At 67.5% G+C, this 25738-nt stretch carries 24 protein-coding genes; 17 read left to right on the top strand and 7 right to left on the bottom strand.

Annotation, left to right across the window (positions count from 1 at the left end; all coding sequences use genetic code 11):
* Positions 1-82: 82 nt before the first annotated feature.
* Positions 83-1303, top strand: a complete 1221-nt coding sequence (locus tag VMT40_RS23790) for a serine hydrolase domain-containing protein (RefSeq protein ID WP_326360894.1) — start codon at positions 83-85, stop codon at positions 1301-1303.
* Position 1304: 1 nt separating this feature from the next.
* Here the strand turns inward: VMT40_RS23790 and VMT40_RS23785 are convergent, their stop codons facing one another.
* Complete coding sequence (locus VMT40_RS23785; RefSeq protein ID WP_326360893.1) at positions 1305-2348, bottom strand: Lrp/AsnC family transcriptional regulator; 1044 nt, start codon at positions 2346-2348, stop codon at positions 1305-1307.
* A gap of 95 nt (positions 2349-2443) precedes the next feature.
* Here VMT40_RS23785 and VMT40_RS23780 point away from each other — a divergent pair, with 95 nt between their 5' ends.
* Positions 2444-3643 (top strand): M20 metallopeptidase family protein, encoded by a 1200-nt coding sequence (locus VMT40_RS23780; protein ID WP_326360892.1) that lies wholly within the window; start codon positions 2444-2446, stop codon positions 3641-3643.
* A gap of 8 nt (positions 3644-3651) precedes the next feature.
* Positions 3652-4953 carry an MFS transporter gene (locus VMT40_RS23775; protein WP_326360891.1) on the top strand — a complete coding sequence of 434 codons (1302 nt, stop codon included), beginning with the start codon at positions 3652-3654 and terminating at the stop codon, positions 4951-4953.
* Between the two features lie 8 nt (positions 4954-4961).
* Here the strand turns inward: VMT40_RS23775 and VMT40_RS23770 are convergent, their stop codons facing one another.
* Positions 4962-6371, bottom strand: coding sequence for a hypothetical protein (locus tag VMT40_RS23770; RefSeq protein ID WP_326360890.1), 1410 nt, complete (start codon positions 6369-6371; stop codon positions 4962-4964).
* A gap of 82 nt (positions 6372-6453) precedes the next feature.
* Here VMT40_RS23770 and VMT40_RS23765 point away from each other — a divergent pair, with 82 nt between their 5' ends.
* Positions 6454-7092 (top strand): TetR/AcrR family transcriptional regulator C-terminal domain-containing protein, encoded by a 639-nt coding sequence (locus VMT40_RS23765; RefSeq protein WP_326360889.1) that lies wholly within the window; start codon positions 6454-6456, stop codon positions 7090-7092.
* On the opposite strand, the gene VMT40_RS23760 is transcribed toward VMT40_RS23765, so the two are convergent.
* Positions 7081-7431 (bottom strand): hypothetical protein, encoded by a 351-nt coding sequence (locus VMT40_RS23760; RefSeq protein ID WP_326360887.1) that lies wholly within the window; start codon positions 7429-7431, stop codon positions 7081-7083. The two genes, VMT40_RS23765 and VMT40_RS23760, sit on opposite strands and share 12 nt — an antisense overlap.
* Positions 7432-7923: 492 nt before the next feature.
* On the opposite strand from VMT40_RS23760, the gene VMT40_RS23755 reads away from it, so the two are divergent.
* The 3 genes from VMT40_RS23755 to VMT40_RS23745 all read left to right on the top strand — a co-directional run bounded on the left by VMT40_RS23755 (position 7924) and on the right by VMT40_RS23745 (position 10587).
* Positions 7924-8838 carry a hypothetical protein gene (locus VMT40_RS23755; RefSeq protein WP_326360886.1) on the top strand — a complete coding sequence of 305 codons (915 nt, stop codon included), beginning with the start codon at positions 7924-7926 and terminating at the stop codon, positions 8836-8838.
* Between the two features lie 207 nt (positions 8839-9045).
* Positions 9046-9678 carry a hypothetical protein gene (locus VMT40_RS23750; protein WP_326360884.1) on the top strand — a complete coding sequence of 211 codons (633 nt, stop codon included), beginning with the start codon at positions 9046-9048 and terminating at the stop codon, positions 9676-9678.
* Positions 9679-9795: 117 nt separating this feature from the next.
* Complete coding sequence (locus VMT40_RS23745) at positions 9796-10587, top strand: SAM-dependent methyltransferase (RefSeq protein WP_326360882.1); 792 nt, start codon at positions 9796-9798, stop codon at positions 10585-10587.
* Between the two features lie 63 nt (positions 10588-10650).
* Here the strand turns inward: VMT40_RS23745 and VMT40_RS23740 are convergent, their stop codons facing one another.
* Complete coding sequence (locus tag VMT40_RS23740; RefSeq protein WP_326360880.1) at positions 10651-11592, bottom strand: MBL fold metallo-hydrolase; 942 nt, start codon at positions 11590-11592, stop codon at positions 10651-10653.
* Positions 11593-11657: 65 nt separating this feature from the next.
* Here VMT40_RS23740 and VMT40_RS23735 point away from each other — a divergent pair, with 65 nt between their 5' ends.
* Both VMT40_RS23735 and VMT40_RS23730 read left to right on the top strand, forming a co-directional pair.
* Positions 11658-12062, top strand: a complete 405-nt coding sequence (locus VMT40_RS23735; protein ID WP_326360879.1) for a MerR family transcriptional regulator — start codon at positions 11658-11660, stop codon at positions 12060-12062.
* A gap of 97 nt (positions 12063-12159) precedes the next feature.
* Entirely contained in the window at positions 12160-12792 is a 633-nt protein-coding gene (locus VMT40_RS23730) for a DUF4232 domain-containing protein (protein WP_326360878.1), read from the top strand.
* A gap of 25 nt (positions 12793-12817) precedes the next feature.
* Here VMT40_RS23730 and VMT40_RS23725 read toward each other — a convergent pair whose 3' ends face one another.
* Together VMT40_RS23725 and VMT40_RS23720 are read right to left on the bottom strand one after the other, a co-directional pair.
* Positions 12818-13663 (bottom strand): SDR family oxidoreductase, encoded by an 846-nt coding sequence (locus VMT40_RS23725; protein ID WP_326361735.1) that lies wholly within the window; start codon positions 13661-13663, stop codon positions 12818-12820.
* A 2-nt stretch (positions 13664-13665) separates the two neighbouring features.
* Entirely contained in the window at positions 13666-14067 is a 402-nt protein-coding gene (locus VMT40_RS23720) for a cupin domain-containing protein (protein ID WP_326360877.1), read from the bottom strand.
* A gap of 124 nt (positions 14068-14191) precedes the next feature.
* Between VMT40_RS23720 and VMT40_RS23715 the strand changes: the two genes are divergently transcribed.
* On the top strand, positions 14192-14854 hold the full coding sequence (locus VMT40_RS23715) for a TetR/AcrR family transcriptional regulator (protein WP_326360875.1): 663 nt from the start codon (positions 14192-14194) through the stop codon (positions 14852-14854).
* On the opposite strand, the gene VMT40_RS23710 is transcribed toward VMT40_RS23715, so the two are convergent.
* On the bottom strand, positions 14855-16189 hold the full coding sequence (locus VMT40_RS23710; RefSeq protein WP_326360873.1) for a cytochrome P450: 1335 nt from the start codon (positions 16187-16189) through the stop codon (positions 14855-14857).
* Between the two features lie 133 nt (positions 16190-16322).
* Here VMT40_RS23710 and VMT40_RS23705 point away from each other — a divergent pair, with 133 nt between their 5' ends.
* The 7 genes from VMT40_RS23705 to narI all read left to right on the top strand — a co-directional run bounded on the left by VMT40_RS23705 (position 16323) and on the right by narI (position 25734).
* Positions 16323-17459, top strand: a complete 1137-nt coding sequence (locus tag VMT40_RS23705; protein WP_326360872.1) for an epoxide hydrolase family protein — start codon at positions 16323-16325, stop codon at positions 17457-17459.
* Between the two features lie 67 nt (positions 17460-17526).
* The gene (locus tag VMT40_RS23700; RefSeq protein ID WP_326360870.1) at positions 17527-18192 is read left to right on the top strand and encodes a maltokinase N-terminal cap-like domain-containing protein; all 666 of its coding nucleotides are present in this window, start codon (positions 17527-17529) and stop codon (positions 18190-18192) included.
* A 98-nt stretch (positions 18193-18290) separates the two neighbouring features.
* Positions 18291-18857 carry a DUF308 domain-containing protein gene (locus VMT40_RS23695; protein WP_326360868.1) on the top strand — a complete coding sequence of 189 codons (567 nt, stop codon included), beginning with the start codon at positions 18291-18293 and terminating at the stop codon, positions 18855-18857.
* Between the two features lie 133 nt (positions 18858-18990).
* Positions 18991-22683, top strand: a complete 3693-nt coding sequence (locus VMT40_RS23690; RefSeq protein WP_326360867.1) for a nitrate reductase subunit alpha — start codon at positions 18991-18993, stop codon at positions 22681-22683.
* Positions 22680-24341, top strand: a complete 1662-nt coding sequence (gene narH, locus VMT40_RS23685; protein WP_326360865.1) for a nitrate reductase subunit beta — start codon at positions 22680-22682, stop codon at positions 24339-24341. Before VMT40_RS23690 ends, narH begins: the two co-directional genes overlap by 4 nt.
* Positions 24338-24997, top strand: a complete 660-nt coding sequence (gene narJ, locus VMT40_RS23680; RefSeq protein ID WP_326360863.1) for a nitrate reductase molybdenum cofactor assembly chaperone — start codon at positions 24338-24340, stop codon at positions 24995-24997. The genes narH and narJ overlap by 4 nt, the downstream gene beginning before the upstream one ends.
* On the top strand, positions 24994-25734 hold the full coding sequence (narI, locus tag VMT40_RS23675) for a respiratory nitrate reductase subunit gamma (protein WP_326360862.1): 741 nt from the start codon (positions 24994-24996) through the stop codon (positions 25732-25734). Before narJ ends, narI begins: the two co-directional genes overlap by 4 nt.
* The last annotated feature ends 4 nt before the right edge of the window (positions 25735-25738 follow it).

Here is a 25738-nt window from a genome sequence, read left to right as displayed (position 1 = left end):
TCCGATCAGACGGTGAGAACCCTGACTCCTCGCTGGGAGCTTGCTGTGAACGGACAATCCAAGATCGACCTATCCTGGTCGAATGAGCTCGGGGACGATGGCGCTGGTGCGGATCGATCCGGATCTGGATGCGGTGACCACCGTCGGATCCGAATCCGATCCTGCCGATGCGGGTCTCGCGTCGCGCGATATCGAGGCGATCTGGCGGTCGGTGCAGGACTGGTATCGCATGGGCACGACACCGGCGATCCAGGTCTGTCTGCGCCGCCACGGGCACGTCGTGCTGAACCGAGCCATCGGCTACGGCTGGGGCAACGCGCCCAAAGACGCACCCGATGCCGAGAAGCGCCTGGTCACCCCCGAGACGCCCTTCTGCGGCTTCTCCACGGCCAAAGGTGTTGCCGCCGCGCTGATGTTCATGCTCATCGAACAGAACGCCTTTGCCCTGACCGATCCTGTCTGCGCCTACATTCCCGAATTCGCGAGCCACGGCAAGGACCGCATCACCATCGGCGATGTGCTGTCGCATTCCGCCGGAATCCCTTTCATCACTCCGCCGCATCGCGGCACCGACCTCGTCTTGGACGAGGAACTCGCGGTGCAAGGGCTGGCCGACCTGGTGCCCAGTTGGTCGCCGGGTCGTTTCCGCGTCTATCACGCGATGACGGGCGGTCTGATTCAACGCCTGCTGGTTCAGCGTGCGACCGGTCGGTCCATGCGGGAGCACCTGCGGGAGCAGGTCCTCGACCCGCTCGGCTTCCGCTGGACCAATTTCGGCGTGCGCCCCGAGGATGTCGACGAGGTCGTCCCGAGCGTCAAGGTCGGTCCCAACCCTCCGAAGATCTGGCAGTTCCTGGCGGGCCGCGCCCTCGGCGGCGGCTTGTCCGGGCCCACCGACGCGTCCGCCGCCCGCGCCTTCCTCACCGCCGAACTCCCCTCCGGCAATCTGGTCACCACCGCCTTCGAGCTGTCCCGCTTCTACGAGATCCTCACTCGAGGCGGCGAATTGGATGGCGTCCGCATCATGCGCCCCGAAACCCTGGCCGCCGCAACCCAACCGGCCCCCTGGCTTCCCGGCATCGCGGGCCGTGTCTCGGTCGCGGGCTACGAACTCGGTGCCCGCCGCTCGAAATTCGGCCGCCACACCGAATCTCACTTCGGCCGCAGCGGCCTGACCACCCAATACGGCTGGTCCGACCCCGCCCGTGCCCTCTCCGGCGCCATCCTCACCAGCGGCAAGGCCCGCGCCGACCTCGCCCGCCCCACCCGTCTGGTCGCCCAAATCTCCGACGTCATGCGCTGATTCAGGGTGATGGCGGGTGACCCGGGTCCGCCCAGATCTCCATCGGGATCGTCTCCACGCTGCGGCCCGACGAATCCAAGAGGCGGCCCATGCGTTTGAGGAAACGCAGCACCATCGACGTGCCCAGCACGGTGAGCCGCGGCGCCTGCGCGGACAGCCGCGATTCGACCACCGGCACCTCGTGCACCGACGGCAGCGAGAAGCCCACGGCGAGATTGGGTTCACCGCCGGACACTCGCATGCAGACCCGCGCACCGGGCACCCGCAGCACCGCCTCGACCGTCGCCCGGTCGTTCGGATCGGCGCGGCCCCACACCCACATGCCCACCGGCCAACTCGACAGCGACAACGCCAGATCGCAGCGCAACACCAGTCGGCCGCCCGCGATCATGCCGTCGAGACGGCGGCGCACCGTGGTGAGACTCAATCCGGTTTCGCTCGCGAGATCCGATAGCGGGGTCCGCCCGTCCTCGCCCAACCGCAGCGCCAGCGCGCGGTCGGTCGCGTCGAGTGGCCGTGGTTTCGGCGGGCGTGCGGGCCAGGGCCGCACGCTGTCGAGCAGCCGGGTGCGCTGTTCGGCGTCGAGGACCTGCAGCTGCCACTGGTCGCCCATGCGGTAGACCCGGGTCACCAGCATGGTGCTGGTCGCGGCGACCCCGGGCACGGCCGACAGCGATTCCAGCAGCAGCCGGGACAGCTCGACCACCCCACCCACTGAAATCAGCAGGGACAGATCGTGTCTGCCGCTGATGTGCTCGACGCTGAGCACGTGCGGCCAGCGCGCCAGCTGCCGCGCGGTGTCGTTGACGGTCCCGTTGGCGCAGTCCACCAGCACGATGGCCAGACACGAGTCGGGCGCGCCGGTGGCACGGCCGCTGACCCAGGCCACTCCGGCCGCGTGCAGCCGCTGCCAGCGCCGGGCCACGGTCACGGGATCGACCTCGAGGGCCGCGCCCAGCCGCTGCCAGGTGGCGCGCGGTGCGATCTCCAAGCAGTTGATGAGCGCCAGATCCAGTTCGTCCAGAGTCGGGACAGAATCCTGCATATCTACCCCGGTTCGTCGAATTTCCTGCGAGTTCACGGTCTTTTTCGCCGACCTCGACATCCTGTCACGATCACGCACGACAGGAAGGGTCGAGAATGCCCACATCCCCGGAAAGGCATGCGCTGCAACAGGATCTGGTGCGGCTGCGCCGAGAGATCCACGCGGACCCCGAGATCGGCCTGCGGCTGCCGCGCACCCGGCGGCGGGTGCTCGACGCGCTGGCGGGACTGCCGCTCGAGATCACCGTCGGCCGCGAACTCGATTCGATCACCGCCGTCCTGCGCGGCGGGCGGTCCGGCCGCGCCGTGCTGCTGCGCGGTGATATGGACGCGCTGCCCCTGACCGAGCGCACCGGACTCGACTTCGCAGCCCGCAATGGCGCGATGCACGCCTGCGGCCACGACCTGCACACCGCCATGCTCGTGGGCGCGGCTCGGATACTGTGCGCGCGGCGGGAGGAACTGGCCGGGGACGTGATCTTCATGTTCCAGCCGGGGGAGGAGGGCGCGGACGGCGCGGCCAAAATGATCGAGGCGGGCGTGCTGTCCGCGGCTGGCTCGAAACCCGTTGCCGCCTACGCGATTCACGTGATGTCGGCGCGGTTTCCGCACGGGGTGTTCACCACCCGGCGCGGACCCCTGATGGCCGGAGCGGATCTGCTGACGGTGACCGTGCGGGGCACCGGCGGGCACGGCTCGGCACCGCATCTCGCGCACGACCCCATCCCCGCGGCCGCGGCCATGGTCGGTGCGCTGCCCGGTATGGTGTCGCGCACCGCCGATCCCGCCGACATGGCGGTGTTGACCATCGGGGCGATCCACGCGGGTTCCGCGGGCAACATCCTCGCGGCGCGCGCCGAACTGCACGGCACGCTGCGCTGGCACCATGCGCCCACCCGCGACGCGCTGCGCAAGGGCTTCGAACGCGTCTGTCACTCGATCGCCGACGCGCACGGCGTGACCGCGGACCCGCAGGTGACCGAGTACCTAGACGTCACGGCCAACGATCCGGGCGAAGCCGACTTCGCGGCGACCGTCATCGCCGAATTGCACGGGCCGCACCGATATCTCGGCTTGGCCGGGCCGCTGTACACCGGCGAAGACTTCTGCCGGGTGCTGGACCGGGTGCCCGGTGCCATGGTCCTGCTCGGGGCCTGTCCACCCGACGCCGATCCGGCGCACGCCTTCGACAATCACTCGCCCTATGCGGTCTTCGACGACGCGGTGCTCACCGACGGCGCACTGGTGTACGCCGAACTCGCCGCTCGCCGACTCGCCGCCCCCGACATCGCGTGAGGTCGCACATGTCCACCACCGCATCCACCGAAAACACCTCCACCGCGGTCACTTCCGCCGCGCATCGGCCCCACCCTTGGCGGACGTTGCTGTCGACCGGCGCCGGGAATGCCCTGGAGTGGTACGACTGGGCCATCTTCGGCACCTTCTCGCCGTTCTTCGCCCACGCGTTCTTCCCCGGCAAGACCGGCATGCTGGCCCTGCTCTCGGCGCTGATCGTCTTCGCCGTCGGATTCGTCGTGCGGCCCATCGGCAGCCTGCTGTTCGGCTGGTACGCCGACCACCGCGGCCGCCGAGTCGCGCTCATCGCCGCCATCGCGCTGGCCGCGGGCGGCAGTCTGCTGATCGGCGTCACACCCACGCACGCGGCCATCGGCCTCGGCGCACCGCTGCTGCTCGTGTGCGCCCGCCTTGCCCAGGGGCTCGGCCACGGCGGCGAAATGCCCGCCGTGCAAACCTATCTCGCCGAATCGGCACCGCCCGGCCGCCGGGGCCGCTGGGCCTGCTTCATCTATGTCTCGGGTACGGCCGGTATCGTCGCCGCCACCGTGCTGGGCGCGGTGCTGAGCGGCGCGTTGAGCAAGGCGGAGATGAACACCTGGGGCTGGCGGGTACCGTTCGTGCTCGGCGGTGTCGTCGGCCTCTACACGGTGGTCATGCGCGTGCGACTGCCGGAAAGCACCGCCTTCGCTCCCGGCGCGCGCTCGCCGCTATGGCGGGACCTGTGGACCCACCGCGCCGCGTGCGCCCGCTCCTTCGGCCTGACCGTCGGCGGCACCGTCGCGTTCTACCTCTGGGTGATCGGAACACCGGCGCATGTCGTTGCCGACCACCGGATTCCGGCCTCGGAGGTGCTGTGGATCAGTGTGCTGGCGTCCGTCTTCATGATCGCCCTGCTACCCGGGTACGGCATCGTCTCCGACCGCATCGGGCGACGCCCCGTCCTGCTGGTCTCCAGCCTGGGCACCGCCCTCGTGGTCTATCCCGCCACCGCTCTACTCGACCGCGGCCCTTGGCAGTTGGGCATCGCGCTGCTGCTCGCCATGGTCTTCCTCGCCGCCTTCGCCGCCGTCATTCCCGCGGTGTACGCGGAACTGTTCCCGACCGGAATCCGGGCCACCGGAAGCGGTCTCGGTGCCGCCCTGGCCACCGCCGCCTTCGGCGGCACCGCCCCCTACCTCCAAACCTGGCTCACCAGTACCGGCCACACCCGCCTCTTCGCCGCCTACGTCCTGATCCTGATGCTGCTCAGCGCCGCGGTCGCCTGGTTCACGCCGGAAACCCGCGACACCGTCGTCGCGGCGACGTAGGCGCTGGTTCACGCCGTGATGAGGAGTGGGGTCATGGAGAGCCCGACGGTCAAGCGGCCGTTGGCGACCCGCACGGGGACCGGGTCGCCGAAGGCGTTGCGGGCTCGGGCGTCGGGGGCGGACCACGGGTGGTCGTAGTCGACCGGGGATGCGGACTCGTCGGCGGTGCGCGACCACGCCACGAGCAAAGGGCCACGGTCGCGGGCGATTTCGAAGACGTAGAGCTCGGGTCGGTCCGGGACCTCGTAGCGTGTCACCTCGTGCGCGTCGTGGAGCGCCTCGGCGGTCAGGGCGAGGGCATCGCCGGATGGGTAGCGGTGTGCGATACGCCCGTCGGCATAGTCCATGAGTTTGAACTTGTCGAACAGCAGGTGCATGATCGCGTAGCGGTCGCCGGGGCCGGGTGCCTCCGGAGCGAGGTTCCAGCACAGGGTGCGGCGGACTCCCGAGGCAAGGGCGAGGACATTGCGCATCACGATCTCCCGGGCGTTCTGCCGGTGGCGCAGCTGCTCGTATTCCGGCGGGCAGTCGGCGAGGAACATCTGCAGGTGCGCAGGAAGCTCCGGCATACGGTCATAGAGCGCGACCATGGCGTCGTGTTCGGGGGTGGGCTTGTCGATGTCGTCGGTGGTCGCCGTCCAGGTGTCGTCGGGCGCGTTGATGGACCCGCCGAATCCCTGCATGATGGGCCCGATTTCGGGGAAGACCTCCGGATACTGCACCAGCAAGGGGCCGTTGTATTCGCCTGCGACAACCGGCTTCTGGTATCCGTGCGTGGCCATCAGCGCCCGCGCACCGGCGATGCGATCCGGGATCGCGTACGGGTCGCCGTACAGGTGGACGTCGAAGACATCGAAATCGTCGCGGCAATGCTCGGCGAGGTAGTCGAAGACCTCCGGCGGCGGGCCCTCGGGCGGTTGACCGCCGAGCACGACGAGTGCGTCGGGATCGGACTCACGCACGGCGGCCGCGAAGACCTTCAGCTGAGCGGCGTATTCCTCGGCGGTCCCCGCCCACAGGATCGGAATCGAGGGCTCGTTGTCGCACTGCCAGTAGGTGACTCGGCCCCGGCCGCGCGCCACCAGCCTGCGCACGAACTCGCCGAACACCTCCAGATCGAGGGCGGGCGAGGGGGGAAGAAAATCGGTGACCCGGCGCGTGCCCCAGCGCGAGGCCGAGGACACGGTGATCCAAATCTCTTCGCCCCCATCGAATTCCGCCAGCAGCGTATCGAGTGCATCCCAGACATAACGGCCGGGCTCGGGTTCGAGCTGCGACCAGTACAGATAGCACCGAATCACGCCCGCGCCGAGTGCGCGCACCGGCTCGGCGATCGGGTCCGGCGGTCCGAACAGCCCGTAGGTAATGCCGCGCACCACACCGAGCCGAATACCTGCGGGAATCTCTCTGTTACTCATAAGCACCCCTCCACTAGACAGTGTTCAGTGAACACTGTCTAGTACGCTAGCTGAACACTGTCTAGTTGAGAAGGGGGTGCCGGTGCCCGCAGCCGGACTCGACCGCGACGCCATCGCGCGCGTCGCACTGGCACAGCTCGACGAGGTCGGGTTGGAGGCGTTGTCGCTACGCCGGGTGGCCAAGGATCTCGGCGTGCATCCCTCGGCGCTGTACTACCACTTCGCGAACAAGCAGGAACTGCTCGACGAGATGGCGCGCGTCATCGTCCTGGACACCATCGGCGATCGACCCGGTCCGGCCGGAAACCATTGGGACGATTGGCTGATCCACCTCGCGCGCACCCAACGCCACGCCGCCCGCACCCACCGCGACGGCGCGATCCTCATGCTCCGGGGCCGCCCGAACGCCGACTACCAGTACGCCTACCTCGACACCCTGATCGCGCTGCTCGTCGCGGAAGGCTTCACCCCGGAGGCCGCGGGCCGCGCCTTCGCCGCCGTCTCCAGCTACGCCATCGGGGTCGCCGCCGCCGAACAGCAGCGCGTCTACATCGCCCAGGACGCGGCGACGACCCTGGCATCGTTCGCCGACCACCCCGGATTCACCGCCATCGCCAACGCGAGCTCGGCCGAGGAAGCCTCCTTCGAGGACGGATTGCGGTGGCTGATCGACGGCCTGCGCGCCGAATTGAACGCTGCCTCAGAGCAATTACGGTCGTGATGCCAGTTGGGCGCGGGCGGCGGCGAACCAGGCCTGGGTGTCGACCAGCCCGGCGGCGATCTCTTTGCGCGCCCCCTGGAATCCGTAGAGCTCTCCCGCGAACCGCGTGAGGATCGAGCCTTCGTGTTCCTCGAGTTCCTCGAGTACCGCGGTGTCCTCCAATAGGTATGCGACAGCCGCGCATTCACCGGGCGTCCAAGCGTCCCGATAGGCATCCCAACCATCCCGTGCGACCGCGCGCCCGCGCTCGACCAACTGCGCTTGGAGGGCATCACGCTCGGCGGCGGTGGGTTGGCGCGATTTCAGGTGGTCCCAGCTGACGGGTGTCGTGTCGGACATGCGCATCAGTATCCGCCACGCAGACGAGCGAGGTTCTGCGGCCCTGCGGCGACCATCAGAGCGAAGTGGTACGAGCGTGCAGGGGTGCACAGTTTTTGAAGAGTTCCGTTGACGTTGCGTTGCGTTGGGTGCGACCAAACGGAAACGGAAAGATCTCAACGTCTTTCAGGGGAAGTGGGGAGTCTGACCCCCGATAAGGTTCACTTATCGGAGGTCAGAGCGAGATCGGTTGATTTGGGGCTCTTGGGGTTTCGTTTCGTGTTGTTCCGTTGGATTTGACGAAACCAACGCTACGATTCTCGGGTGTCGAGCATCTGCAATTACCCGGGCTGCACCAAACCGATTACTCGGGCCGGAGGGCCGGGGCGGCCGTCGGAATACTGTGATCATCCGGAGCACACGCGGTGGCGGGCGTGGAGAGAAAGGCAGCGGCGGCAGCAGGCGGAGGGGGAAACCTCGGTCTCGAACGTCACTGTGACGCAACAGGGTCCGGTGACCGTCGCTCGATTGCGGGCCGATGAGTTGCTCGGACAGTTTCGGACGCTGGCCGATCAGTTGGGGAACACCCTGACCGCGGCGGTGGCGGAGTTGTCGACGTTGGCGGATCCGGCGGTGGCCGAGGCGCAGGTGCAGGCCGTGCAGGCGGATGCGGCGCGGCGGATTGCCGAGGCGGAGATGGCGACCGTTGGGGCCGAGCAGGCGCGGCGGGAAGCGGAAGAAGCACGCGAGGCGGCCGAGTCGGCCGCCGAGGACGCGGCGTTGGCGGCGGAGGAGGCCGAGGCGCGCATCGCCGAGGCGCTCGCGGCGCGCGATGACGCGCTGAAAGAGGTTGAGCGGGTTGCCAAGCAGGCCGCCGATGAGGTGTTCGCCGCGCGTGCCGAGGCGGAGGCGGAGATCCGCACGATTCGTCGTGAAGCGGCCGAGGACATCGAACGAGCCCGGCAGCAGGCCAATGAGGACATCGAGTTGGCGCGGTCCAAGGCGAGCGCGGAGATCGAGCAGGTGCGCCGCGATTCCGCCCAGCGCATCACCGCTGCCGGTGCCGAGCGCGACCTCGCGGTCCAGCGTGCCGCCGACGCCGAGCGCACCATCGAGCGTGCCGAAGCCGCGGTCGCCGAACGCAATCAGGTGGTCGTCGAGACGCGGGAGGAACTCAAGCAGGCACGCCACGATCTGGACCGCATGCGGGCCGAACTGACCGAGGTGCGTCGCCAGGCCGCCGAGGACATTGCCGCCGTGCGCAAGGAATCGGCGGCCGCGGTCGAGAAGGGTCGCCAGGAGGCCACCGAACGCCTTGCCGCACTCGACGATGCGCGCACCCAGACCCTGGCCCGCGCCGAGCGCGCCGAGCAACAACTGGACGCGCTCCTCGCCCGAAGGGGTGCGGCCGACAAGGAGAAGGGCTGACTATCGATAAGTCTTCGGCATCGATCGATAAGTGCCCCACAGAAATAGGGGCACATGCCCGATGGCGTACCGGATGGTCGAATCTCTAAGGTCGATCGAGGGCTTTCGACGCCCTCGATCGAGTCGGCCGATTCGCGGTGAATCGGTGAGAGATGTTGTGGCGCAGCGGATGAGTCGGGGCTGGGGCTGCCCATTCGGGAGGAAAGAATGTCCGCTCTGGCGGAACGGCGCGGTCGCTCGCGCCTGCAGGTGGCCACGCGCATCGCGCTCCTGGCCATGACCCCGGTCATCGCACTGGTGGCCGGATGCTCCAGCGATTCGGGAAAGTCGACCGCGAGCCCTACGACGGTGAAACCGTCGGTCAGCGTATCGAGTACGGTGGCGGCCTCGACGAGTTCCGGTGCGCCCGTGGCAGTTCCGGGCGCGGGCCAACCGGGCGGGGGCGTCCCCGCCGCCGGGCGACCCGGTGGCGGGGCGCCGCAACAGCAGCCCCCGGGCGAGTCGCCCGACACCCCGCCGGTGTCCGACGCGACTCCCGGCGGTACCCCCGCGCCCGACGGCTACGTCAAATGCACCGACCAGATCAACTATGCCGGTGACCCGCGCAGCAACGCCGAAATCAACCGTCTCGGTGAGATTCTCGGTCACTGCCCCGATCCGGTCTCCGCGTCCATAATCCCGACGCCGACCACCACGGCCGCCCCGACCACCACCACGGCAGTGCCTCCGGTCACCACGACCGTGGCCCCCACCACGGTGCCCGCCGCGACGACGACCGTCGCACCGACCACCACCGCCCAGGCCTCGGTGACACCGGCCGCCGCGCAAGCCACGAATTAGGCCCGATTCGTCACCTCGGACACCTGGCGGCGATCCCGTCGATGCCGGAGGATTTCCTGGTGGATAGCGGTATCGTCGGTGGGGGAAAGAGGGGTGTGAAGGTTGAACATCAATGCCATGCGAGCGCGGCAATCTCGGCCGAGCGTGGCACGCGTATACAGCTACGTGCTCGGTGGGCGCGACAACTACGGTGTCGACAAGGATGTCGGTGACTACTTCATCGAAGATCTGCCGGGATCCGAGCTCCTGGCCATCACCAACCGGCAGGCCGTCCTGCGGGCCGCGAAGGTGATGGCGCAGGCGGGAATTCGCCAGTTCATCGACATGGGTTGCGGGCTACCGGCCAGTGTCAATGTGCACCAGGTGGTGCGGGAGATCCAGCCCGAGGCCCGCCTCGTCTATATCGACGATGATCCGTTCGTCGTCGCCCACGGGCGGGCGCTGTTGGCCGTGGATGAGGGAATCGCGGTGGTGGAGGCCGATATTCGCGATCCCGGTGGCATCGAGAAGCACGCCGATGTGCAACGGCTCATCACCTTCGACGAGCCGGTCGGGCTGCTGTTCGGCATCACCCTCAGCTTCGTCAATGACGAAGAGGATCCGGCCGGGGTGGTGCAGTACTGGACCGATCGGATGCCCTCCGGCAGCCAGGTCTTCCTGACGCACTTCCAATCCGGCACCACCCGCCAGGCCATCGCCACCGCGAACAAGATCCTGGAAGCCTTCGGGCGCGGCCGTTTCCGCACCGACGACGAGATCCGGGCCTGCTTCGGCACCCTCGCTCTCGACGAGGACGGTCTGCGTCCCTGCGCCCGGTGGCGACCCGATCCGACCGAGGCGGAATCGATTCAGCCCGAACTCACCGTCTGGGAGGAACTGGTCGTCGGCGGCCTGGCCCGCAAACCCTAGAATCCACGAGAATGCGCTGGGGCAGACGTTCGCCGAGAGGCCGTCTGCCCCAGCGCATGCTCGTCACCGGGGTGCGCGCACCAGGGACAGGTGCTGCGCCGCATCGTGGTCATGGGTGGGGATAACTCGCAGCACCTTCTGGGCCAGATGCAGTCGATGCAGCGTCTTGAAGGTCAGCTCGCGGTCCGCATCGACGAAAACGCCTGGGAAGCTGGACTTCTGGCGAATCTTCTCCACCTGCAGGGCGTGCCAGGCCGCATCGCCTGCCAGCAGCACCCAGCCGCGGTCGGTGTGGGCGAGCACGCCGACGCTGCCGGGCGTGTGCCCCGCGAGGTCGACCAGCACGACGCTGCCGTCGCCGAAGAGATCATGGCTGTGGGTGAAGGTGAGCACCGGCGGGCCGTCGAGTTCGTATTCCACGATCGGCCGGTCCACCAGCGCATCGCGCACCCCACCCGCCGGAGCGACGGGACCGGCACTGATCCACTGCCGTTCGGTGCGATGCAGATGGACCGGCAGCCCCGGCATGTCCAGCAGCCCGCAGACGTGATCCCAGTGCGTGTGCGTCGGCAAGGCGAAATCGAGTGCGGGCAGCCCGGTCTCGGCACCGAGCGCGGTGATGGTCGGAATGGTGTCCGCGGGTGGACGCACGGCCCAGCGGAATACTCCCGGCAGCTGGGCGATGGCACGGTGCTCGGCGTCGATGCACACGCTCGGGTCGACAATGAAGGTGGCGTCGGGATGCTGGATGACGAACGACGCCAGCGAACTGCCGATGCGCGGCGGCGTGAACACCCCCTCCACAACGACGGCCGTCGACACCGTGCGCGGCACCTGCGCCAGCGCGGTCACGGTGACGGTGCGCGTGGGCATCGGCAGCCCGGCATCCTCGATCGACCGCAGAAACCGCTGGTCGACGGGCCGCGGCCGGATCATGCCGCGCACGGAACCGGCTGCGGCGGCACAGCATTGAAACAGACTCGGATTACGTACTGGATCGGACATGCTGGCACGCTAATACTTAAGGTCGACATGAAGTAAAGGGGTGAATCGTGGCCACGGTCCAGGACATGAGAATCGGTGATGCCGCCGCCGCACTCGGCGTGGAGACGCATGTGCTGCGGCATTGGGAATCGGTCGGTCTGCTCGCGCCGCCGCGCAGCCCGTCGGGGCACCGCAGTTACAACGAACACATCCTCGACTACGCGCGGGTCATCCAGACGCTGCAGCGAACCGGGCTGTCGCTGAACCAGATCCGGCAGCTGGGTATCAGTGGCTGCGACGATCGCGTGGCCATGATCGCCGAACGCCGTGCCGAGATCCGCGAACGCATCGCCTTGCTCGAGGCCACCGACGCGTTCCTCGCGCATCTCACCGAATGCAGCCACCCGATCATCAGCGAATGCCCCGAATGCAAGGAGTTCGCCGAACGGGGACTGCCGCGCCGGACCGCCGAGTTCGCCGAACGCCCGTAAGAACATGGCGACCGGTCACATTCTCGCCGTTCACGGCGATATACCGGTGCGGACGCCGGGGGTCCGCTCGAGTTTCCGAACCGGGAGGAGTGGGGAAATGCGCCTTCGCAGCGGGATTTTCGTCATCGGCGCGGCCACTCTGGCGATCGCCGCCACAGGCTGCTCGGGCACGAACAACGCGACGACCACCACCTCGCCCCCGGCTAGTACAGCCCCGGTCGCCGGTCGGTCCGGGCCACCGACCAGCCAGCCCGACCAGTCCCCGATTCCGGCCTCCACCTCTCAGAACACCTCGACCACCGAACCGGGGGTCCCGGCCTGTGCCTCCGGACAGGTCGATGTCACCGGGGAAGTGATGTCCCCGGCCACCGGCCACCGCGGTGTGAAACTCACCTTCAGCCTGGCCGCGGGCGCGTCCCCCTGCACCCTGTCCGGCTATCCGGGTGTGGATGCCGGTGCCGGTGGGGCATTGATCCACGCCGACCGCACACCCCGCGGCTTCATGGGCGGCCTCCCCCAGGGCAGCGACACTCCACCGGTGGTGGAGGTCCGATCCGGCCACCCCGCGACCGCCGTCGTGGAGGGCGTGGCCTTCGACGCCTCCGGCAACGGCTGCCCCCTCTACACGAATCTCCTGGTAACACCGCCCAATTCGACCGACACCCGCACCGTCACAGTGACGATCGACACCTGCGCCCTGCAAGTGCACCCGGTGACAGCGCAATCCTGAAACCGCACTCGATCACATCGGCGCGTCAGCCGGGCACGGTCGTAGGCTGCTGGAACTCAGCGATATGGTCGGCTACCCACCGCTCGTAGTCGCGGGGCAATTCGCCCGCGGACTCCCGTGAGATCGGCGTCGGCTCGATGGGATGGGATAGCGCTCGTTCGAAGTAGCGCAGCAGCGAACCGGCAATGGCCGGTGGAACCTGTTGCGCCACCATCGATTCGTGTGCGGTGCGGGGCGACAGCTCCTCGAATTGGAGTGATACGCCGAGCGCGTGGCCGATCGTTTTCACCTGTTCGGCCTGGCTGGTCAGTCCCGGGCCGGTCAGCACCGGGGCGGTACCGATCAGACTGTCGGACAACAGCGCCCGCACGGCGGCGGCCGCGAGATCCTGCTCGTGGATCGGTGCGAAGCGGACATCCCCGTACGTCACGCGAACCGGCCCGCCCTGACGAATGGACTCCGCCCACCGCGAGGTATTGGACGCGAACATCCCGGCGCGTAGGAACGTCCATTCCAGATCGGTCCGCGTGACCCGCTGTTCGAGCTCGCGGTGGAGGCGACCGGTGAAGTTGGCCGGATGATCGTCGAGCACGGACGACGACGACAGCAGCACAATGCGCCGGACACCCGCCGATATCGCCTGCGCGAGCAGTGCGTCCGCGGTGTCGTGCACGGCGGCGGGATTGAAGAATACCGCCTTCACCCCGGCCATCGAGAGCGAATCCCACTGCGGTGCAACGATGTCGACCTCGGTGGGCAGGCCGGAGGTAGCTGGATTGCGGCTGGTGGCACGCACCGGCACTCCCGCGGTGACCAATCGCCGCACGATTTCCCGGCCCACGTTTCCGGTCGCCCCGGTGACGAGATACATGGTCACGCTCCCACGTGCTGATCGGTTCGCTTCTCCAAGCGGGTGTGGTGACGAACGGTGATCGCCATCAGATGGCTGGGTTCATCCAGTTCGATGCGATGCCAACGGCCGCGCGGCACGACGAAGGCATTGCCCGCCGGTACCGTGACCGAATCCTGTTGTCCTCCTGCTGTTTCCGGGCGCAAATACATGCGCAGACCCCCGGACAGCACGGCAACCAGTTCCTCCGCATCGGGGTGCATCTCCCAATGGTCGCCGTGCACGTCGGCCGTGGTCGCCGCACGGAAGGCCGCCACGGTCCAGCCGGGGGCGGCAGCCCCCATGGGGTGCTGCGCGGCGACGACACTCCCGTCCGGGCACAGCCGCACGCCATGGCTGGACAGGTCGATCGGTTCGAATTGCATGGGCATTTCCTCTCTTTCGCACAGGTGGATGCCACGGACCGAACCGAGCACGCACTATCTGTACATGTATAAAAAGTAGTGGACGCCGTCCCGCCTGTCGAGACATTCGTGCCAAGATGACCCGGTGACCACTCGAACCGGACGACCACCGCGCCTGTCTCGCGAGCAGATCGTCGCAGCGGCGCGCGCGTTGGTCGAGGCGCGCGGCGTCGACGCCTTGACCATGCGGCGATTGGCGACCGACCTGGGCGCGACACCGATGGCGATTTATCACCACGTCCGCGACCGGGAGCAACTGCTGCTCCTGCTGCTCGACGATGTGGCCGCCGGAATGCAACGCCCACACCTGCCCGCGGATCCCCGGGAACGGCTGGTGACAACCGCTCGGGCCATGCACGACACGCTCGCCCAAGTACCTTGGATCGTCGAGATACTCACCGCCGACGATCTGCTCTCACCGGCAGCACTCTGGTACACCGAGACGATCATCGACTCCGCGGTGAACTGCGGACTCACCCTCGACGACGCCGTGCACACCTACCGCAGTATCTGGTACTACACCGCAGGCGAGATCCTGGTACACGCGGCCGCAGCGCATCGCCGTGCCACCGACGAGCGCCCGACCTTCCGCGATCAGCTCATCGCGGGCGTGGACCCGCAAGCGATGCCTCGGCTGGCCGCCGTGGCCGACCGCTGGCAAGAACTCACCGTCACCGACACCTACGAGCAGGGACTGCGGGCACTTGTCGACGGATTGCTCACCAAAGGGGTGCGGCCGACCGGGTAATCACCGGCTGGCCTCGTTGGCGGCCGCGGTCACGACCACGCGCGCCCCGCGTCCTGGGACATGGGTGATGTTGCGAATGCTGTCCGGTTCCGGCCCGGCACCGGGCGGCAGTGAAAGGTGGTGGCGGGTAAGGATTTCCCGGAGGACCGCGGTGCCCTCCATGAGGGAGAAGCCCGCGCCGATGCAGCGGCGCACGCCGCCGCCGAACGGGAGCCAGGTGTTGGCGGCGACCGAGCCGTCGAGGAAGCGGTCGGGGCGGAAGGTCAGGGCGTCGGGGAAGGCTTCGTCGCGGTGATGCGCGAGCAGGATCGAGGTCGAGACCACGGTTCCCTTTGGCAGGTCGATCCCGCCGATGGTGTAGTCGCGGGTCAACTTTCGACCGGTCGCGGCGATGACGGTATGCAGCCGCATCGCTTCCTTGAGCACCGCCTCCAGATACTTCTCGTCCCCGTCGTGCGCGGCTCGCCGCGCCTGGTCCTGAATATCGGGATGGGCGGCGAGTTCATGGCATGCCCATGACAGGGCCGAGGCGGTGGTTTCGTGCCCGGCCAACAGCAGCGTCACCAATTGATCGCGCAACTCCGCATCCGACAGCGGTGCGTCGGCGGGATTCTCACCGGAGCCCACCGCCAATAGTCGCGACAGCACATCGGAACGCCCATCCAGGTCCGGATGCGCCCGTCGCTCCACGATCTCGTTGTAGAGCAGTTCGTCGATGGCGTTCTGGTTCTCGTCGAACCGCTTCCACGGTCCGAATCGCCGCAGCCCCGGGTACTTCCAGCCGAAGAAGATGATCGGATTGATGTTCACGATCCGCCGCAACCTCGGCGCGAGTTCGGCCCGCCGGTGTTCGTCGGTCAGGCCGAACACCACCTGCATGATGACATCGAGTGTCAGATCGTTCATTCGATCCAGCATGTGCACCGTCGACCCCGACTCCCACCGGTCCACATGCGTTTTGGCGATGGCGTCCACCAGCGTCCGATACCCGCGCAGCGACGATCCCACGAAGGCGGGCATGAGCAGCCGCCGTGCCCGTGCGTGCTCGTCCTCGTCGGTGAGCAGCAGCGAATGCTCGCCCATGATGTGGATCAGCAGCCGATTGCCCTCCCCGGCATGCAGATCCGCCGGATCGGCCGCGAAGATCTCCCGAATGTGTTCCGGCCGCGAGAACACCACCAGGTTCTCCGCGTACGGCGGGACCAGACGCAGGCTGAACACATCGCCATACCGACGCGCGGAGGCTCGCAACAGCAGGCCGCGCCACTTGGCATACAGTGCCGACTGCAGGGCACTCGGGAGCGGTGGTCCGGGCGGATATGCGGTGGTCACCATGGTGTTCCCTTCGCGCGTACCGCCTCGTCGCGGTTGAATCGCTTGTCCAACAGCGTAGATCGCGCAGGGACGAGAGCGGAATGGTCCGCGGTATAGGACGCGATCCGACCTACTTCGTTCCTACCGTGAAGACATGACGGTTTTCGAGCCCTTCCGCATCGCCATCGCCGACACCGACATCGAGGATCTGCGCACCCGCCTGGCCCGCACCCGCTGGCCGTCCGACCTGCCCGAGGTGGGCTGGAGCTACGGCATTCCCACCGCGTACGCGCGCGAGCTGTGCGAGTACTGGGGGAGTGACTACGACTGGAAGACCCACGAGGCCGAACTGAATCGCCATCCCCAGTTCCTCACCGACATCGACGGGCAGCGCCTACATTTCACCCATGTCCGATCCCCGGAGGCCCACGCGCTACCGCTGGTATTGATCCACGGCTGGCCCTTCGAGGACTTCACCGACCTGATCGGCCCGCTCACCGACCCCCGCGCGCACGGCGGAAACCCGGACGACGCCTTCCACCTGGTGATCCCGACCCTGCCCGGCTTCGGTTTCTCCGGCCCGACCCGGCGCGCGGGCGACGCCGCCACCGAGCGCGGCGCCGCACTCATCGCCAAGCTCATGGCGGAGCTGGGTTATGAGCACTACGGCGCGCAGGGCGGCGACGCCGGATCGTTCATCGCTCCTAATCTCGGCCGCATCGACACCGAGCATGTGGTCGGCGTCCACGTCAACGACCCCATCACCATTCCGACCTGGAACGACGACGGATCCGATTACAGCGCGGCAGATCAAGAGAAGCTGGCCAAGATGAAGGACTGGAGCAGCCGCGACACCTCGGGTTACGCGGGCATGCACTCCACCCGTCCGCAGACCCTCGCCCCGGCCATGTCCGACTCCCCGGCCGCCCTGCTCTCGTGGGTATTGGACGTGGTCAATACGTTCAAGGATCCGGCCAAGGCGACCCCCACCGACGCCATCGACCGCGACAAGCTGCTCACCAATCTCTCGGTGCTCTGGTTCACCGACACCGGCGGCTCCTCCATGCGCCTGTACAAGGAATCCCAGCAGTGGGGCGCGGAACTTCCCAATTCGGGCGTGCCGACCGGTGTCGCGGTCTTCCCGGGCAACAACACCATCCGCGGCATCGCCGAGAAGCAGAACACCGTGACCCACTGGTCGGAGTTCGACCGCGGCGGCCACTTCGCACCCATGGAGGTTCCCGACCTGATGATCGCCGACGTGCGGGACTTCTTCCAAAAACTACGCTGAACCCGCCAATCTCACACCGCCGCAGCGGCTTCCGTCGCCATTCGCCCGGCTCTGGCAGGATGGCGGCATGGCCGAGATCCATGAGACGACCGTCGAGCCCGGAAAACTGGAACTGCTGACACGCTGGCTACCGACCCGCCCCTGGTACACCGGTGCCGGATCACCCGCACTGACCAAGTCCGGCGGTTTCCGGCTCGACGACCCGGACGGTGAGGTCGGCATCGAACTCATGGTCGTCACCGATACCGAGCCCGGCGCGCCCGGCGATGAGCCCGTCGTCTACCTCGTGCCTATGACCTACCGCGGCGCGCCGGTCGAGGGCCTCGACCACGCCCTCATCGGCACCGCCGAACACGGTGTCCTGGGCCCGCGCTGGTTCTACGACGCCGCCTACGACACCGTCTTCATCGAACAGGCCGCCCAGCTGCTGACCGGCAAGGCCATCGCGCAGGACCAGAACACCAGCGACACCCCCGACCTCACCGTGCACGTCGTCCCCGGCGATATCTTCACGCCCGCACCGGGATTCCGCCCCACCGTGATCGACACCGAGGCCCACACCGATATCGCCTTCGACTCCGACCGTTCCACCAACGCGGGCGCGGAACTGATCCGGCTGCACCGACACCTGCGCGTCGGCGCGGGCCTGGAACGCGACCGCAGCCATGTGGACGCCCCATGGTCGGCCCCCGACGGTTCCCTGCGCCGCGCCGTCTTCCTCAGCGCTCCCTAGTAATCCCGCGACGCGGTAACCCGGCGGGCGACGCGCCGAGCGTGGTCGGACCATGCAAACGTCCGATTAGCTGGGCATATCGGCCATATCATTACAGAGTGCCCGCGAATCGGATCGAAGGGCGAACCGACGTTTTCGCCGACTGGGCTTGGCAGTCGCTGGTGGTGACCGGCGGCTGTTCCGTGATTGTGGGTGTGGTCCTGGCGGTTTGGCCGGACAAATCGGTGACGGTGGCCGGAATCCTGTACGGGCTGGTGCTGCTGGCCTCGGCGGCGGTCCAGTTCATCGTCGCCTTCGGTGCCCACATCAGCACGCCGCTCAAATGGCTCGAGGCCGCGAGCGGTCTCATCGCGCTGGGGCTGGCGGCCTGGTCGTTCAGCAGCGGCGAGTGGGTCGCGTTGCTGTCCTTGTGGATTGGCATGGGCTGGCTGGTGCGCGGCATCGCGCAGGCCATTGTCGGGGTGTGGTCGGAGCGCTTCCAAGGCGCGGGCCGACTCGAGGTGGTCGGGTTGGCGACCATGGTCGCGGGCGCGGGCGTGGTGGTCGCTCCGTTCGACACCCTCGGGGCGATGTCGGTCCTGGTGGGGTTGTTGACCGTCGCCCTGGGTGTCTCCGAGGTCCTGCTGGGCGCGCGCGTCGAGCGCGGGGCCGTCGAAGCCGCTTGAATCACACGCTCGAAAACCGGATTGCTCTCACATAACTAACGGCTCCGAAATCTGCCAATTGCCAAAAATTTGCCGGTAGGTTCGGTTTGTTCGTGTGCTCGGCTTGGATCGCGCGACCGAGAGGTAGGGGTTGATGGGGCGAAACAATGGCAGCCGTGTGGTCGACGGGGAGTTGACCGAGGCGCTCATCCGTTCCCGGCGGTTCTTCACTCGCGCCGAGATGTCACCGGACCTGCGCAGCGAATACCTGCGCGGCGGACGACAGGCCGACGACTTCTATCGCGATCGCTGGTCCCACGACAAGGTGGTGCGTTCCACGCACGGCGTGAACTGCACCGGCTCGTGCTCGTGGAAGGTCTACGTCAAGGACGGCATCATCACCTGGGAGACCCAGGCCACCGACTACCCGAGCACCGGACCCGACCGACCCGAGTACGAACCCCGCGGCTGCCCGCGCGGCGCGGCCTTCTCCTGGTACACCTATTCGCCCACCCGGGTGCGCTACCCGTACATCCGCGGCGTGCTGCTCGAAATGTACCGAGAAGCCAAGGCGCGCACCGGAGATCCGGTGCAGGCGTGGGAATCGATCGTCACCGATCCGGAGAAGTCGCGCCGCTACAAGAGCGTGCGCGGACGCGGCGGACTGGTGCGGGCGAGCTGGGACGAGGCGGTGGAACTCATCGCCGCCGCCCACGTCTACACCGTGAAGACCTTCGGCCCGGACCGAATTGCCGGATTCTCCCCGATTCCGGCCATGTCCATGGCCTCCTTCGCCGCCGGATCGCGCTTCATGTCCCTGGTGGGCGGGGCCATGCTGTCGTTCTACGACTTCTACGCCGACCTTCCGGTCGCCTCGCCGCAGGTCTTCGGCGACCAGACCGACGTCCCCGAGTCCGGAGACTGGTGGGACGCGGGCTATCTCATCATGTGGGGCTCCAATATCCCCGTCACCCGCACCCCCGATGCGCACTGGATGGCCGAGGCGCGCTACCGCGGCCAGAAGGTCGTCTCCATCGCCCCCGACTATGCCGACAATGTGAAGTTCGCCGACGAGTGGGTGTCCCCGCATCCGGGCACCGACGGCGCGCTGGGCATGGCCATGGGCCACGTCATCCTGCGCGAGTTCTTCGTCGACCGGCAGGTGCCCTACTTCCAGGACTACGTGCGCCGCTACACCGATCTGCCCTTCCTGGTGCGGCTGGAGAAGTCCGGCGAGGGCTACCGGCCCGGCAAGTTCCTCACCGCCGCCGATCTGCCCGAGTACTCGGGCGAGGCGAACGCCGCGTTCAAGACGGTCCTGCTGGACCAGAGCGGAAAACCGGTGGTGCCCAATGGTTCTCTGGGCTTCCGCTACGGCGAGGACGGCGCGGGCAAGTGGAACCTGAACCTCGGTGACATCAAGCCGCTGCTGTCGGTGGACGGGCAGGGCGCGGTCACGGTGACACTGCCGCGCTTCGACACCGACGACGGCGCGCCCGGTGAGGTGCTGCGCGGCGTACCGGCCCGCACCATCGGCGGGCACCTGGTCACCACCGTGTTCGATCTGCTGCTGGCCCGCTACGGCGTGCACCGCCCGGGCCTGCCGGGCGACTGGCCCGAGGGCTACGACGACGCCACCCAGCCCGGCACCCCCGCCTGGCAGGAGACCATCACCGGCGTCCCCGCCGAGCAGGCCGCTCGCATCGCGCGTGAATTCGCGGCCAACGCAGAGGAATCGCGCGGCCGGTCCATGATCCTGCTCGGCGCGGGCACCAACCACTGGTTCCACTCCGACACCATCTACCGGACCTTCCTGGCGCTCACGACGCTGACCGGTTGCCAGGGCGTGAACGGCGGCGGCTGGGCGCATTATGTCGGCCAGGAGAAGCTGCGCCCGCAAACCGGGTGGGCGCAGGTGGCCATGGCGCTGGACTGGACGCGCCCACCACGGCAGATGATCCAGACCGCCTACTGGTACCTGCACACCGACCAGTTCCGCTACGACCCGTTCAATGCCAACGACCTCACCACCACGCGGGGCACCGGGCACATCGCGGGCAAGACCACCGCGGACCTGCTCGCCCAGACCGCGCGCATGGGCTGGATGCCCTCGTTCCCGACCTTCGACCGCAACCCCCTCGACATTGTCGACGAGGCCGAGGCGGCGGGTATTCCGGTCACGGATCATGTTGTCTCGCAGCTGAAGTCGGGCACTCTCGGCTTCGCCTGCGAGGATCCCGACAACCCGGCCAACTTCCCGCGCCTGCTCACCATCTGGCGCTCCAACCTGCTCGGCTCCTCGGCCAAGGGCAACGAGTACTTTCTCAAACATCTACTGGGCGCGGACAATTCGCTGCGTGCCTCCGAAGCGCCGCCCGACAATCGGCCCACCGACGTGAAATGGCACGAGGAGGCGCCGACCGGGAAGCTGGATCTGCTGCTCACGCTGGACTTCCGCATGACCAGCACCACCGTCTTCTCCGATGTGGTGCTGCCCGCGGCCACCTGGTACGAGAAGCACGACCTGTCCTCCACGGACATGCACCCCTACGTGCACTCGTTCAGCCCGGCCATCGCGCCGCCGTGGCAGACCCGCACCGACTGGGATGCCTTCATGACCATCGCCGCGGAGTTCAGCAGGCACGCGCGCACCCACCTCGGCGTCCGCAAGGATCTGGTCGCGACCCCGCTGCTGCACGACACCCCCGACCAGATGGCCAACCCGCACGGTGTGGTGCGGGACTGGAAAAAGGGTGAGTGCGAACCGATTCCGGGCGTCACCATGCCGCGCCTGACCGTGGTCGAACGCGACTACGGCGCGGTGTACGCGAAGATGCGGGCGCTGGGTCCGCTCATGGAGAAGCTCGGCGCGACCACCAAGGGCATTACCTACAACGTCGAGCGCGAGGTCGAATACCTGGCCCACATCAATGGCACCGTGCGCGGCGGCCCGGCCGACGGGCGGCCGTCGCTGGAACGCGATATCGACGCCTGCGAGGCGATTCTCGCCATGTCGGGAACCACCAACGGGCACTTGGCGACCCAGGGCTTCAGGACCCTGGAGCAGCGCACCGGCACCCAATTGGCCGATCTGGCCGCCGAACACGAGGGCAAGCAGATCACCTTCGCCGACACCCAGGTCGCGCCGGTGCCCGTGATCACTTCACCGGAGTGGTCGGGTTCGGAGACCGGCGGCCGCCGCTACTCGCCGTTCACGGTCAATGTCGAGCGAAACAAGCCCTGGCACACCCTGACCGGACGTCAGCACTTCTTTATCGACCACGACTGGATGGACGAGGTCGGCGAACAACTGCCGGTCTACCGGCCACCGCTCAATATGACCGCGCTGTTCTCCGAGCCGCCGCTGGGGGAGAAGGGCGAGGCCGGGCTCACGCTGCGCTATCTGACCCCGCACTCGAAGTGGTCGATTCACTCCGAGTACCAGGACAACCTGTTCATGCTCAGCCTCTCCCGCGGCGGACCCACCATCTGGATGTCGAACCTGGATGCCGCGAAACTGGGCATCCACGACAACGATTGGATCGAGGCGGTCAACCGCAATGGCGTGGTCGCCGCGCGCGCCATCGTCTCGCACCGCATGCCCGAGGGCACGGTCTACATGAACCACGCCCAGGACCGCCTCATCGACGTCCCCCTCGCCGAGACCTCCGGCAAACGCGGCGGCATCCACAACTCCCTGACCCGCCTGCTCATCAAGCCGACCCACCTCATCGGCGGCTACGCCCAATTGTCCTTCGCCTTCAACTATCTCGGCCCCACCGGCAACCAGCGTGACGAGGTGACGGTCATCCGCCGCCGCACCGACCAGGAGGTTCGTTACCGATGAAACCCATGGCGCAGCTGGCGATGGTGATGAATCTCGACAAGTGCATCGGCTGTCACACCTGCTCGGTGACCTGCAAGCAGACGTGGACCAATCGGGCCGGGGTCGAGTACGTGTGGTTCAACAATGTGGAAACCCGTCCGGGACAAGGGTATCCGCGCACGTACGAGGATCAGGACAGGTGGCGGGGTGGGTGGAAGCTGGACCGCAAGGGCCGGTTGAAGCTTCGCGGGGGCGGGCGCATGCGCAAGCTGTTCACGATCTTCGACAATCCGATCCTGCCGGAGCTCAAGGACTACTACGAGCCCTGGACCTATGACTACGAGACGCTGACCACCGCGCCCGTGCAGCAGCACACACCGGTGGCACGGCCCAAGTCGCTGATCACCGGCAAGGACACCAAGATCACCTGGTCGGCCAACTGGGACGACAACCTCGGCGGCGCACCCGAACTCGCGACCGAGGACCCCATTGCCCGCAAGCTCGGCGACAAGGTGAAGTTCGAGTTCGAGCGCACCTTCATGTTCTATCTGCCACGCATCTGCGAACACTGCCTGAATCCGGCGTGCGCGGCCTCCTGCCCGTCGGGCGCGATCTACAAGCGCGCCGAGGACGGCATCGTGCTGGTGGATCAGGACCGCTGCCGCGGCTGGCGCATGTGCGTATCGGGCTGCCCGTACAAGAAGGTGTTCTTCAACCACCGCACCGGCAAGGCCGAGAAATGCACGTTCTGCTTCCCGCGCATGGAAGTCGGGCTGCCGACGGTGTGCGCGGAGACCTGCGTCGGGCGGCTGCGCTACATCGGCGTGATGCTCTACGACGCGGACACCGTCTCGCAGGTCGCGGCCACGCCGGAGGAGAAGGATCTGTATGCCGCGCAGCGGGATGCGTTCCTCGACCCGTTCGATCCGGAGGTCATCGCGGCGTGTGAGCGGGCGGGCATTCCGCGCGACTGGGTGCAGGCGGCGCAGAACTCGCCGGTTTACGCGCTGATCCGCAAGTACAAGGTGGCGCTGCCGCTGCATCCGGAATACCGCACGGTGCCGATGGTCTGGTACATCCCGCCGCTGTCGCCGGTGGTCGACGCGCTCAAGGACACCGGCCACGACGCCGAGGATCACGGCAATCTGTTCGCCGCCATCGAGGCGCTGCGCATCCCGGTGGAGTACCTGGCCGAACTGTTCACCGCGGGCGACACCGAGGTCGTCAATGGCGTGCTGCGCAAGCTGGCCGCCATGCGCAGCTACATGCGTGATGTGAACCTGGGCCGTGAGACCCGCCCGGAGATCGCGGCCAAGGTGGGCATGACCGAGGCCGAGATCTACGACATGTACCGGCTGCTCGCGGTCGCCAAATACGCCGAGCGCTATGTCATTCCGGCCGCCCACGCCGAACAGGCGCACGGGCTCGAGGAGCTCGCCACCGAATGCAGTCTCGACTACGACGGCGGGCCCGGCATGAACGGCTGGGGTCCCTTCGGCGAGAGTTCCGGACATCCGACGCCCGTGGCGGTGGAGAACTTCCGGATGCTGCAGGAGCGGCAGACCGCCGACGAGCCGGTGTCGGTCGCGGGCGCCGGACGGGTCAACCTGCTCAACTGGGACGGTCGCGGCACACCCGACGGGCTCATGCCCAAGGAGTCCGGGAGGCATCGCAAATGAGGCGCAGGAGCGCACACCTCGACCTGGGTGAGGCCCAGCGGAGCACGGCCTGGCAGGTGCAGTCGCTGCTGCTGGGCTATCCCGATGAGGCGCTGCTGACTTCGCTGCCCATGCTGGCGCGGGCGGCCAACGCGCTGCCCGAGGCGGTCGGTGCACCGTTGCAGCGAGTGCTGAATTATCTGGAAACCAGCCAACAGCTCACCGCGGCAACCGAATACGTCGACACCTTCGACCACCGCAAGCGCTTCAGCCCGTACCTGACCTGGTTCCTCTACGGCGACACCCGCAAACGCGGCATGGCGCTGCTGAAGATCAAACAGGTCTACCGCGCCGCCGGGCTCGTGCTCGGCGACGACGAGCTGTCCGACCACTTGGCGGTCGTGCTCGAATTCGCCTCCGCGCATCCGGAACCCGGGCAGCAGCTACTGATCGATCACCGCGCGGGCATCGAGGTCATGCGGATGGCCCTGCGGGAGGCGAACTCCCCGTGGACCGGCGTCCTGGACTCGGTCTCGGCCACCCTGCCCGCCCTCGGCGGCGACGAGCGCGCGGCCGTCGCGAAACTCATTGCCGCCGGACCCCCGGGTGAGGATGTCGGCCTCGAACCCTTCGCCCCACCCACCTACATGCCCGAATTCATCGGAGGTCGACGATGACCCTCACCGCCAAGGACTATCTACTCTGGGTCGCCGTACCGTATGCGGCGCTGGCGATCTGCGTTGTCGGGCTGATCTGGCGGTATCGCTACGACAAGTTCGGATGGACCACCCGCTCGTCGCAGATCTACGAGAACCGGCTGCTGCGACTGGGCTCGCCGCTGTTCCACTACGGCATCGTCTTCGTATTCCTGGGCCATGTGATCGGGCTGGTGATTCCGGAATCGTGGACCGACGCCGTGGGCGTCAGCGAAAGCGTCTATCACGCGGCCTCGTTCAGCCTCGGCGCGGTCGCGGGCGTGGCGACGGTGCTCGGGCTGCTCATCCTGATCTATCGCCGCCGCACGGTCGGCCCGGTCTTCTCGGCCACCACTCGCAACGACAAGATCATGTACGTGCTGCTGGGCCTGACCCTGGTGCTGGGCTTGGGCGCGACCCTGTACGGCAATCTGACCGGGAACCCGCACAACTATCGCGAGGACATCTCGCCGTGGTTCCGCTCGATCTTCTACTTCCAGCCCAAGCCGGAACTTATGGTCGACGCGCCCGTGGGATTCCAGCTGCACGTCCTCTCCGCGTGCGCGCTGTTCGCGTTCTGGCCCTTCAGTCGCCTGGTGCACGTGTTTTCCGCCCCGGTCGGCTACCTGACCCGGCCGTATGTGGTCTACCGCAGTCGCGACACCAAGGTGCTCGGTGAGCACGCGCCCCGGCGCGGCTGGGAACGCGTCGGGCAATAGGCGA

This window comes from Nocardia sp. CDC160 (genome assembly GCF_035818795.1).
GTDB lineage: Bacteria > Actinomycetota > Actinomycetes > Mycobacteriales > Mycobacteriaceae > Nocardia.
Note: the sequence above shows the minus strand (reverse complement) of the source record. Positions and strands in the feature narration are given on the sequence as shown.

Coding starts and splice junctions, on each gene's coding strand:
- VMT40_RS23775 (WP_326360891.1), top strand. CDS start 3,652: ATGTCCACCACCGCATCCACCGAAAACACCTCCACCGCGGTCACTTCC.
- VMT40_RS23705 (WP_326360872.1), top strand. CDS start 16,323: ATGACGGTTTTCGAGCCCTTCCGCATCGCCATCGCCGACACCGACATC.
- narH (WP_326360865.1), top strand. CDS start 22,680: ATGAAACCCATGGCGCAGCTGGCGATGGTGATGAATCTCGACAAGTGC.
- VMT40_RS23710 (WP_326360873.1), bottom strand. CDS start 16,189: ATGGTGACCACCGCATATCCGCCCGGACCACCGCTCCCGAGTGCCCTG.
- VMT40_RS23730 (WP_326360878.1), top strand. CDS start 12,160: ATGCGCCTTCGCAGCGGGATTTTCGTCATCGGCGCGGCCACTCTGGCG.
- VMT40_RS23760 (WP_326360887.1), bottom strand. CDS start 7,431: ATGTCCGACACGACACCCGTCAGCTGGGACCACCTGAAATCGCGCCAA.
- VMT40_RS23780 (WP_326360892.1), top strand. CDS start 2,444: ATGCCCACATCCCCGGAAAGGCATGCGCTGCAACAGGATCTGGTGCGG.
- VMT40_RS23720 (WP_326360877.1), bottom strand. CDS start 14,067: ATGCAATTCGAACCGATCGACCTGTCCAGCCATGGCGTGCGGCTGTGC.
- VMT40_RS23790 (WP_326360894.1), top strand. CDS start 83: ATGAGCTCGGGGACGATGGCGCTGGTGCGGATCGATCCGGATCTGGAT.
- VMT40_RS23750 (WP_326360884.1), top strand. CDS start 9,046: ATGTCCGCTCTGGCGGAACGGCGCGGTCGCTCGCGCCTGCAGGTGGCC.
- VMT40_RS23745 (WP_326360882.1), top strand. CDS start 9,796: ATGCGAGCGCGGCAATCTCGGCCGAGCGTGGCACGCGTATACAGCTAC.
- VMT40_RS23700 (WP_326360870.1), top strand. CDS start 17,527: ATGGCCGAGATCCATGAGACGACCGTCGAGCCCGGAAAACTGGAACTG.
- VMT40_RS23690 (WP_326360867.1), top strand. CDS start 18,991: ATGGGGCGAAACAATGGCAGCCGTGTGGTCGACGGGGAGTTGACCGAG.
- VMT40_RS23785 (WP_326360893.1), bottom strand. CDS start 2,348: ATGCAGGATTCTGTCCCGACTCTGGACGAACTGGATCTGGCGCTCATC.
- narI (WP_326360862.1), top strand. CDS start 24,994: ATGACCCTCACCGCCAAGGACTATCTACTCTGGGTCGCCGTACCGTAT.
- VMT40_RS23735 (WP_326360879.1), top strand. CDS start 11,658: ATGAGAATCGGTGATGCCGCCGCCGCACTCGGCGTGGAGACGCATGTG.
- VMT40_RS23725 (WP_326361735.1), bottom strand. CDS start 13,663: ATGTATCTCGTCACCGGGGCGACCGGAAACGTGGGCCGGGAAATCGTG.
- narJ (WP_326360863.1), top strand. CDS start 24,338: ATGAGGCGCAGGAGCGCACACCTCGACCTGGGTGAGGCCCAGCGGAGC.
- VMT40_RS23770 (WP_326360890.1), bottom strand. CDS start 6,371: ATGAGTAACAGAGAGATTCCCGCAGGTATTCGGCTCGGTGTGGTGCGC.
- VMT40_RS23740 (WP_326360880.1), bottom strand. CDS start 11,592: ATGTCCGATCCAGTACGTAATCCGAGTCTGTTTCAATGCTGTGCCGCC.